The following is an 8,326-nucleotide window of genomic DNA, read 5'->3' as shown; positions in this document are numbered from 1 at the left end:
TAACCGTTGGAAGCGTTGGAGCGATAAGGGCGTCTTCGCCCGGATGATGGCAGGTCTGGCTGCCGAACACGGCGAAGAAAAGACTGTGATGATCGAAGCCACCTACCTGAAGGCCCACCGCACCGCGACCGGTCTGGGCCTCAAAAAAGGGGGGTGTGGACGCCTGATCGGTCGGGCGAAGGGCGGCATGAACACCAAACTGCACGCCATCTGCGACAGCCAAGGCCGGCCGCTCGATCTCTTCGTCACTGCGGGACAAGTCAGCGATTACATCGGCGCGCGGCCGCTGCTCGGAGGCCTGCCAAATGTCGATTGGCGCCTCGGGGATCGCGGCTATGACGCGGATTGGTTCAGAGGCGCGTTGAAAGACAAGGGGATACGCTCCTGCATCCCTGGTCGGAAGCAACGGAAGAAAACCGTCAAATACGACAAGCGCCGCTACAAACGGCGCAACCGGATCGAGGTCATGTTTGGCAGGCTGAAGGATTGGCGGCGTGTGGCAACCCGCTACGACCGCTGCCCAAAGGTCTTCCTCTCGGCCATCGCTCTCGCGGCAACCGTCATATATTGGCTATGAGTCCAGATCCTAGCAGGCGGCGTATCACCGTAATTGATACTAACAGCCACCAATCCAGCACGCCAAAGTACCCAAGAGTGGTATCCCCCTTATGAGACCTGCCTCAGCAGAAATTACCTCGCTGTCAAGATCACCGTCACGCGAACGAATGAATTCACCAACTGAACAGTTAGGATTCTGCGTTCCCGTCGCCACTCGAAGCCATTCGCGACCAGGATCAATGTCCCCTGTGCGCCAAATGACAACGTGACTGCGATGCTGGCAAGAGACTGTGAACGCATATTCTGTTGCTTGTGCTGGCGAGGAGTTTATCGCACACGAGAAACCTAAGACGGACAAGAAAAACAACGAAAAGCGACGCATTAGAAGTCTCTTGGCGGTCTTGGACGGAAAAGCACAGTCTCAGTTGAGTGTTCAACAACCACCGGAGAAAACGGAAGCCCCCCGTCATCCTGCACGATATACGAACGCCCATCGAACAGCGTTACGTGTATCCGATAACTCGCCGTATTTTCAGGCATATTTTCTTCTACATCACGGTTCATTGGCACGCTGCCTTCAATCGGCTCGCCGGCGGCCTCCCGCGGAACCTGACGGATCATCGGCAGGCGAACATCGCAATTAACCCATCCATCTGAATCTGGCGCGAATGCACCGCCGTTGATGTGCCCTATCTGATGCCGAAAGACGACAGCCTCGCCAGAAAGAGAGTCGAAGTGAATGCCAGTGCAAGAGCTACCGCCGCGATCATCGGTTCGCTCATGAACCCAATCGACCCCCCGCGTTCCATTTCGAATTGTCTCTGTATCAAAAAGCCATCCAGCTTCAGCCAAGTCTGGCGGCACTTCTATCGTGCGCGTTACTTCGCTGTCCTTTCCACGGGCATTCGTGGTGCCGGTATAGATTCTTCTCTGGGTTTCTTCCCAAGCCACAACGGGCTCAATTCGATAACTGGCCACGTGTTCCGGCATTAGCATAAAGGTAAGCTCACGTGTAACGGTTTCTTCCGCAAACCATGTCCTTGGCCGCCAAGTTACAGGTGGAGTTACATCGATTTCAACAATTAGCGTATGAAAGGACAAATCGTTAGAAGGCTCACCAAATCTGCTGCGAGGAAGCAAGATGACAAGTTCATTGTCAGAAGCTAAGTTAATCTGAATATCCTCAGAACCATTAAATTCAGCGCGCAAAACGGCTTCCGCCAAACCCGGACCCACCATAGTAACGGGTACTTCATCGCTTCCAATCGGCAGCACGACGCGTGGCCGGTACGCCATGACTTCTGCAGTGGCGTCTACAAAGGGTAGTCGGGACACTAGAGACGCCCAGTTGGCTGTCAGCTGGTTCAAATCGTTGGTTGCAATGTCTTGCGTCTCTTCAAGGCGACCCAGTGTATCGTTGATGTCTCGAAACAATTCGCCTTCGATGACAAGTGCAGCGTCCTCGCCGGCTTCAATTAATTGCAGAGCGGATTGCTCCATGGCATCGATCGAAGACAAGATCTGCCGTCCGAGTTGCAGGAGCAATGCGTTTCCCGCTTGTTCGGCTCGAGCGATGATATCGTTTGCCGCATCGCGCGCCTCGTCGAATGGAGGGATTGCATTGGCAGCAGTTGTCGAGAAGAGGATTGCCAGAACGGAGGCAAAATGTCGAAGACGAAACAACACCGGTATTTCCTCCGAAGAAGCCACGAAAGTGTACAGTACGATTGATCAAAAATCGATAAAAAAGGTGATTCATATAAAGCTCTGATAACGTGATGAAAAACACCGCCTGCTTGGCTGTTTAGTCCCGGCATCTGGTGGATCGGGTCGACGATGAATCGATCTGGCAGCCGTCATTTTTACAGAGGATGGCATTGCATCCATCCGTCTCCAATCAGAATCCCAATAGCCGCTACTCCACCATAACGCCAAATAGCGCTCCCACCGCCGCTGTCGCAGCCATTGCGAGAGCGCCCCAGAAGGTGGCCCTCGCAGCGCTTCGAACGACACCAGCGCCGCCGGCGGAGGTGCCCAGACCGCCGAGGACCGGGAGGCCGGCGATCGTCGATGCCGCCACGAACAGCTCGATCGAGTTTCGGTCGCCACTAGTTCGGTCGCCACTAGAACGACGATCAGCGGAACGACCGCACCCACGGCGAATGTGAGAGCCGAGGCCAGCGCCGTATGGATCGGGCGGGCCGTCACCGTCTCGGAGATGCCGAGTTTGTCGCGCGCATGCGATCCGAGCGCGTCGCGTTCGGCCAACTGGACTGCCGCTTTCTCGGCGGGGTCGCGGTCGAGCCCCCGCTCCACATAGATCATCGTCAGTTCCTCGGGTTCCGCAACCGGCGTTTCGGCGGGCTCACGGGTTTCGCGTGCAAGGTCGGCTTGTTCGGCGTCGGTCTGAGAGCTGGCCGAGACGTTTTCGCCTGCCGCCATGGACATCGCCCCGGCCACAAGCCCGGCTATCTCCCCTCGGCTGAGGCGATTGCCGCTGGCTCTTCGGAAAATAGTCGTCCGACTCCCACGCCCCGTGCGCTGGCATCATCAGCGCGCAAGAGGAACAGGGCGTCGAGCCCGCTTCGTCTTGCGAGCGTCGCGCCTTTGTCCGGCCCAAGCACCATAAGGGCCGTCGCCCAGGCATCGGCCTCGGCACAGGTGCGGGCCACGACCGTGACGGAGGCCGGCGACGCGATCAGCGGCGCGCCCCGCCTCGGGTCCATCGTGTGCGACAGGCGGCGCCCCTGCACCTCGATCCAGTGACGGTAGTCGCCCGAGGTCGCGACAGCGGCATCCTGAAGCGCGAGAATCGAATGCGGTGTCCGGCGCTCTGCCTCCGGCGCCTCGACCGCAATGGCCCAGGCCTCGCCGTCCGGCCTGAGGCCCATCGCACGCATCTCGCCATCGATCCCGACGAGCCCATTCCGAAGCCCATGATCGCGCAGGGTCTCGGCGAGCCGGTCGACGCCATAGCCTTTGGCGATGCCGTTGAGGTCGAGCGCGATGGGCGCGGCCTTGCGCACGCGGGCGTCGTCCATCTCCAGCGCCTCATGTGCCGGGCGGCGCGTGGTTTCCATCGCGGCACGGATGCTATCGGGCGCGGCGACCCCTGGCCCGAAGCCCCAGGCCGTCACCGCGTCGCCCATGCCGATATCGAAGGCTCCGCCCGAGGCGCGCCCGATCTCGAGGCCGAGGTGCAGCACCTCGGCGAGCCGTGCTGGAACCGCCACCCATTCTCCAACCGGCGCCGCGTTGAGCCGCATCAGGTCGCTGTCGCGCTTCCAGGTGGACATCTGTCCGTCCACTTCGTCCACGGCCGCCTGCAGCGCGGCGCGGATCGGGGCCGGGTCGAAGCCGGGCTTCGTGAAGAAAAGCGCCGACCAGCGCGTGCCCATGGTCGGCCCGTTCAGGGCGATGCGCGCGCGCTCAGTAGACATCTTCGACATATCGTCCCTCCGCCTTCAGAACTGCCGGCGTCAGCCCGGCCGGTGCGAGGATCTCGGTCAGCGCCTCGGCCACGCCGGCGGCCATGTCCCGTCCGCCGCAAACCATCACGCGCGCGCCGTTTCGGATGAGCTCCGCGACCTGAGTGGCCTCGCCCCGCAGCGCGTCCTGGACGTAATGGGGACGCGCCCCGCGCGAGACGGCAGTGACCAGCCGGGTTACACGCCCTTCGTCCAGCCATCCGCGGAATTCCTCGCCATAGAAGAAATCGCTGTCGGGATGGCGCATGCCGAAGAACAGGTGAACCGGCCTGCCGTTCGTGTTGCCGCGCACAAAGCCCGCAAGCGGCCCGACGCCGGTCCCCGCGCCGATCAGGATCAGCGGCGCCCGGCTCCGGCCCGGCCGGAAACCGGGATTGGGGCGCAGGAAGGCGGCCACCGTCTCGCCCGGCTCGAGCGCCGTGAGCTGACCCGAGCAGAGGCCGCCGGGGTGCTTCTTCACCACGATCTCGATGAAGCCGTCGCTGCGTCCGGAGGCGAGCGAATAGAGCCGCGGGACGGCGCCTCCTTCGGGAAGAATGCCGATCAGGTCGCCCGCCTGGAACCGGGCGAACCCGCCCCTGAGCAACCGTTGCCAAAGCGAGGCGCGCGGCAGCGCGAAGCGGAGGATGGCGGTCGGCGCCTGCACCTCGGCGCCGTAGTCGCGCCGCGAGACGAGGGTCAGGGTGGTCGTTTGCGGCCGGACCGGCTGATGCGCCAGATCGAGGTCCATGCCGAGCGCGTCTCCAAGCACACGCCCCCAGCGCGCGAAATCCTGCGGCGACTGGCGGTCGATGGTGTCGAGAGGCAGCAGTTCGGGCCAGCCCTTCGCCTGTGCCGCTGTCGCGACGGACGTCGCGAAGGCGCAGTAGGCCGGAAAGCTTCGATCGCCGAAGCCGAGCACCGCGAGAGGGACGTTCGGCGCGCGGTCGGTCGCGTTCAACCGGTCGAGGAAGCCCTTCGCCGAGGCCGGCGCCGCCCCGTCGCCATAGGTCGCCGCGAGAAGAATGATCCGCTGGGCGTTGGTGTAGCGTTCGGGGGCGAAGCCCGACATCGGGCCGACATGGACGCTCTGCCCGGCTTGCGTCAGGGCGGCGTGCAGCGTCGCGGCAAAGCCCCAGGTGCTACCACCCTCGCTGCCGACGAGCAGGATCGTCTCGGCGCGCGCCGCGGGCTGGTTGCCCCGGATGCGAGGCCGATCACGTCGCCCAGCCAGCCAGAGCAGGGCGCCGGTCGCGCCCATCGCGGGCACGCCGAGCGCCATGAGACCCAGGACAAGCCCCAGCGTAGCCGCGCCCTGTCCGGTGTGCAGCATGTAGATCGTCTCCGAGACGCGCTCCCATCCCGTGAGGTGCGCCCAGGCCAGGAGAGCGCCGTCGCCCTGATCGAGATATCCGGTGCCCCGGTCGGTCTTGAGCGTGAAGACGTCCGTCGCGTCGCCGGGATAGGGAAAGCTCAGCTCGCGCATCTCGGCGACGGGCGTCTGCTGAAGCGTGGGCATCTGGTCCGGTGCGAACCCCGTCGCTCCGCTGACCTCGGCTGGCATCGCCGGGATGGCGCCCCCGTCCGGCAGGAGATCGAACGTGGAGGCCGTCATCCAGAGTGCGGTCGTGCAGGACAGGCCGAGGCCGACGACAGCGATCCGTGCGATCTCGACGTGCAGCCGCCCGGCAAGTGGTCCGCGCAGGCGCGCGAACCAGTGTCGCCAACCGCCCGCCCGCCGTGCGACCAGCACCGCACCGGAGAGCGAGAGTATCAGCATCGCGGCAGCCCCTGCTGCCATTGCGATGCGCCCGCCATCCCCGAGGAACAGCGAGCGGTGCAGGTTGGTGAGCCAGCGCTCGACCTGGTTCGGGTCGGCCGAGGCCACGCCCTGACCCGTCGCCGGGTCGATCACGGCGGCACCCGGCACGCCCTGATCGAACCAGTAGGCGGTGATCCGGCCCGAGGGCGATCGGCGGATCTGCTCGACGCCCGGATAGACCGCCTGGATGCGGTCCGCGAGGGCGGCGACCGTGAGCCGGGTCTCCGCCTGCGGGGCGGCAAGCCTTTCGGCCGCAGGGAAGACCGACAGCGCCGCGCCACTCAGCGCGAGGATCGTGACGAGCGCGAGGGCCAGAAGACCCGGCCAGCGATGGAGTGCACGGATCATGGCCACGATCCTCACATGTCGTAGGCGAAGCTGGCGATGTAGCGGCGGCCGCTCACCGGCGTGCCCGCGCCATCGGTCGTGAGCGGGACGGCTACCTCGTTCGGGCTGTCGCGCATGTCCTCGACCGCCGCATCGATGTGCAGTGTGTAGCCCGCATCGAACAGCGCGTCGGCCAGATCGAGCGTGATTTCCAGCGTGCGGCCCGCGCCGACGCTGGCCCCGGTGATGCCGTTGACCTGTGCGGTGTCGCCACCGGTGGCGCGGTACCAGTCGCTCAGATGCTCATAGTACTTGGACTTGTCGCCGGCCATCCACAGGCTGCCGACATAGGCGCCCGAGGCGTCGGTGACGTAGAGCGCGAGATAGGCGCCGTCGCCGCCGTAATTGTTGAGGGTCGTAGTGAGCGTCACCGGCCTTGCCATGGCGAGGCCGGGAACCGACAGCGCCGTGGTCAGCGCGAGTGTTGCGAGAAGCGATTTCATCGTGTTGATCCTTGTTCGGAAGGGGCTTCGGAGCGGTTCAGTTCACCTGGGCCTGCGGAGGGGCGCCGGTCCCGAAGAGGCCGTTCTGCGGCGGGGCAACCGTTCCGGCAGGTGCAGGGTTGCCGGCGCCGCGGCTGTCATCGTCGTCATCCTCGTACTCCATCTCGACAATTTGCAGAGTCGCCGGATCGAACTTCACCTCGATCTCCCGGCCATCCTGGTCCCGGCCCTCGATCTCGTAGCAGCCGTCGTCGATCTCGAAGCTGCGCACGGTCCAGCCGTTCTGCTCGGCCAGCTGCATCGCGGCCTCGCGCGGTTGCCACTGGTCACGGGGCGCATGGCACTCATCGTCGTCGGCCAGCGCGGCGCCCACGGGCAACAGGGCGATCAGGGCGAAGGCGGTCAGGGTCTTCTTCATGGCAGGGTCTCCTTTTGTCTGCTGAAGACAACCTGGGGACCCGACCTGAGGGTATCCTGACGTGCCCGCCATTCCCGCTTCAGCTTGCTGTCAGGAAGATGAACGTCACCGGCATGAAAAAAGGCCCCGCCCGTAGGGGCGAGGCCAGGTGCGACCGAAGGGACAGTCGGCCTTGGCTGTGGCTGCGGTCAGGTGATGTCGCCCGGACCGGGTTCGCGTTTATCGCCCGTCACCATGGCCCGCGCGAGGTTCTCATGGTGGCGGAACGAGGCCAGCACGACACCGCCCACATGCAGCGCGGCCAGCAGCAGCATCAGGTTGGCGAGTGTTTCGTGGACCTCCTTCAGCGATCCCTCGGCCTCGCCCCGCGCGCCATGTTCCCACTCGTCGCCGTCGTCATCGGCCCATGCGGGCGACACGATGGCCGGCATCGACGGAAGCATCGCCAGACGGGCGTCGTCCTCCATCAGCCAGCCGGTAAAGGCCGTGCCCGAGAGCGTGACCAGCAGCGCCACGATCATCGCGGCCCCCGCGGGATTATGGCCGAGGTGGCGTCGCTCGCGTCCGCGGGCAATGTCCCCGAGATAGCCAAGCGTCTCGCCCGGGCCCTTCAGAAACTGGGCGAAGCGTGCGTAACGGCTGCCGACGAGGCCCCAGGCCAGCCGAAAGGCCACCAGCCCGGCGACCGTGTAGCCTGCGATCTCGTGGACGGGTTGCAGCTCGTCCGCCGTCAGCCATGCGATCGCGAAGGCCGCGACAAGGCCCCAGTGGAACACGCGGACAAGCGGGTCCCAGACCCGGACCTTGCCAGTCGGACCAACGTTCGTTTTCGGCGCATCATGCGTGGGTGCGTCAGTCATCGTCGTCTCCTTCATGATCGTCGTCGTCCTCGTATTCGAACTCGATCACCTGCAGCGTCGCCGGATGCACGGTCACCTCGATCCGGTGCCCCTCGGCGTCCCGACCGTCGATCTCGTAGCAGCCGTCGTCGATCTTGATCCGGCGTACCGTCCAGCCGTTCTCCTCGGCCAGCCGGGCGACGGCGTCGCGCGGCTGCCAGTCGGCCATCGGCACGAAGCAGTCGTCATCGGCCAGCGCGGCACCGGCCGGAAAGACCGCGAGAAAGCCGAGAATTGTCAATGTCTTCTTCATGGGCCAAACTCCTCGCTGCGGCCATCTTGACGCCATTCTTGCACGGCGAAGCTGACGGCAGCCTGAAGGGACGCAACCA

Annotated in this window: 9 protein-coding genes; 1 reads left to right on the top strand and 8 read right to left on the bottom strand. The window is 64.4% G+C overall.

Annotated elements, in window-relative coordinates:
• Positions 1–577 (top strand): IS5 family transposase (locus ABD923_RS06380; RefSeq protein ID WP_345229436.1); only part of this gene is annotated, 577 nt, incomplete at its 5' end.
• Between the two features lie 362 nt (positions 578–939).
• Here ABD923_RS06380 and ABD923_RS06375 read toward each other — a convergent pair.
• The 8 genes from ABD923_RS06375 to ABD923_RS06340 form a co-directional block, all read right to left on the bottom strand.
• Positions 940–2,244 carry a hypothetical protein gene (locus ABD923_RS06375; protein WP_259546048.1) on the bottom strand — a complete coding sequence of 435 codons (1,305 nt, stop codon included), beginning with the start codon at positions 2,242–2,244 and terminating at the stop codon, positions 940–942.
• A 69-nt stretch (positions 2,245–2,313) separates the two neighbouring features.
• Positions 2,314–3,000: a VIT1/CCC1 transporter family protein gene (locus tag ABD923_RS06370; protein ID WP_259546049.1), complete on the bottom strand. Its 687-nt coding sequence runs from the start codon at positions 2,998–3,000 to the stop codon at positions 2,314–2,316.
• A 26-nt stretch (positions 3,001–3,026) separates the two neighbouring features.
• Positions 3,027–4,007 (bottom strand): FAD:protein FMN transferase, encoded by a 981-nt coding sequence (locus ABD923_RS06365; RefSeq protein WP_259546050.1) that lies wholly within the window; start codon positions 4,005–4,007, stop codon positions 3,027–3,029.
• Positions 3,988–6,195, bottom strand: a complete 2,208-nt coding sequence (locus tag ABD923_RS06360; protein ID WP_259546052.1) for a PepSY domain-containing protein — start codon at positions 6,193–6,195, stop codon at positions 3,988–3,990. Before ABD923_RS06360 ends, ABD923_RS06365 begins: the two co-directional genes overlap by 20 nt.
• An 11-nt stretch (positions 6,196–6,206) precedes the next feature.
• Entirely contained in the window at positions 6,207–6,677 is a 471-nt protein-coding gene (locus ABD923_RS06355; protein WP_259546053.1) for a DUF2271 domain-containing protein, read from the bottom strand.
• A 37-nt stretch (positions 6,678–6,714) separates the two neighbouring features.
• The gene (locus ABD923_RS06350; protein ID WP_259546055.1) at positions 6,715–7,095 is read right to left on the bottom strand and encodes a PepSY domain-containing protein; all 381 of its coding nucleotides are present in this window, start codon (positions 7,093–7,095) and stop codon (positions 6,715–6,717) included.
• 188 nt (positions 7,096–7,283) lie between these two features.
• Positions 7,284–7,955 carry a cytochrome b/b6 domain-containing protein gene (locus ABD923_RS06345; RefSeq protein WP_259546056.1) on the bottom strand — a complete coding sequence of 224 codons (672 nt, stop codon included), beginning with the start codon at positions 7,953–7,955 and terminating at the stop codon, positions 7,284–7,286.
• On the bottom strand, positions 7,948–8,247 hold the full coding sequence (locus ABD923_RS06340) for a PepSY domain-containing protein (RefSeq protein WP_259546058.1): 300 nt from the start codon (positions 8,245–8,247) through the stop codon (positions 7,948–7,950). Before ABD923_RS06340 ends, ABD923_RS06345 begins: the two co-directional genes overlap by 8 nt.
• Between the last annotated feature and the right edge of the window lie 79 nt (positions 8,248–8,326).

The organism is [Roseibacterium] beibuensis (assembly GCF_039542305.1).
GTDB classification, from domain to species: domain Bacteria; phylum Pseudomonadota; class Alphaproteobacteria; order Rhodobacterales; family Rhodobacteraceae; genus Roseibacterium; species Roseibacterium beibuensis.
This window is presented reverse-complemented; position numbering and strand designations above follow the sequence as displayed.

Excerpts from the sequence above, each read along its gene's own strand:
- ABD923_RS06355 (WP_259546053.1), bottom strand. The coding sequence starts at position 6,677 with ATGAAATCGCTTCTCGCAACACTCGCGCTGACCACGGCGCTGTCGGTT.
- ABD923_RS06360 (WP_259546052.1), bottom strand. The coding sequence starts at position 6,195 with ATGATCCGTGCACTCCATCGCTGGCCGGGTCTTCTGGCCCTCGCGCTC.
- ABD923_RS06350 (WP_259546055.1), bottom strand. The coding sequence starts at position 7,095 with ATGAAGAAGACCCTGACCGCCTTCGCCCTGATCGCCCTGTTGCCCGTG.
- ABD923_RS06365 (WP_259546050.1), bottom strand. The coding sequence starts at position 4,007 with ATGTCGAAGATGTCTACTGAGCGCGCGCGCATCGCCCTGAACGGGCCG.
- ABD923_RS06340 (WP_259546058.1), bottom strand. The coding sequence starts at position 8,247 with ATGAAGAAGACATTGACAATTCTCGGCTTTCTCGCGGTCTTTCCGGCC.
- ABD923_RS06370 (WP_259546049.1), bottom strand. The coding sequence starts at position 3,000 with ATGGCGGCAGGCGAAAACGTCTCGGCCAGCTCTCAGACCGACGCCGAA.
- ABD923_RS06345 (WP_259546056.1), bottom strand. The coding sequence starts at position 7,955 with ATGACTGACGCACCCACGCATGATGCGCCGAAAACGAACGTTGGTCCG.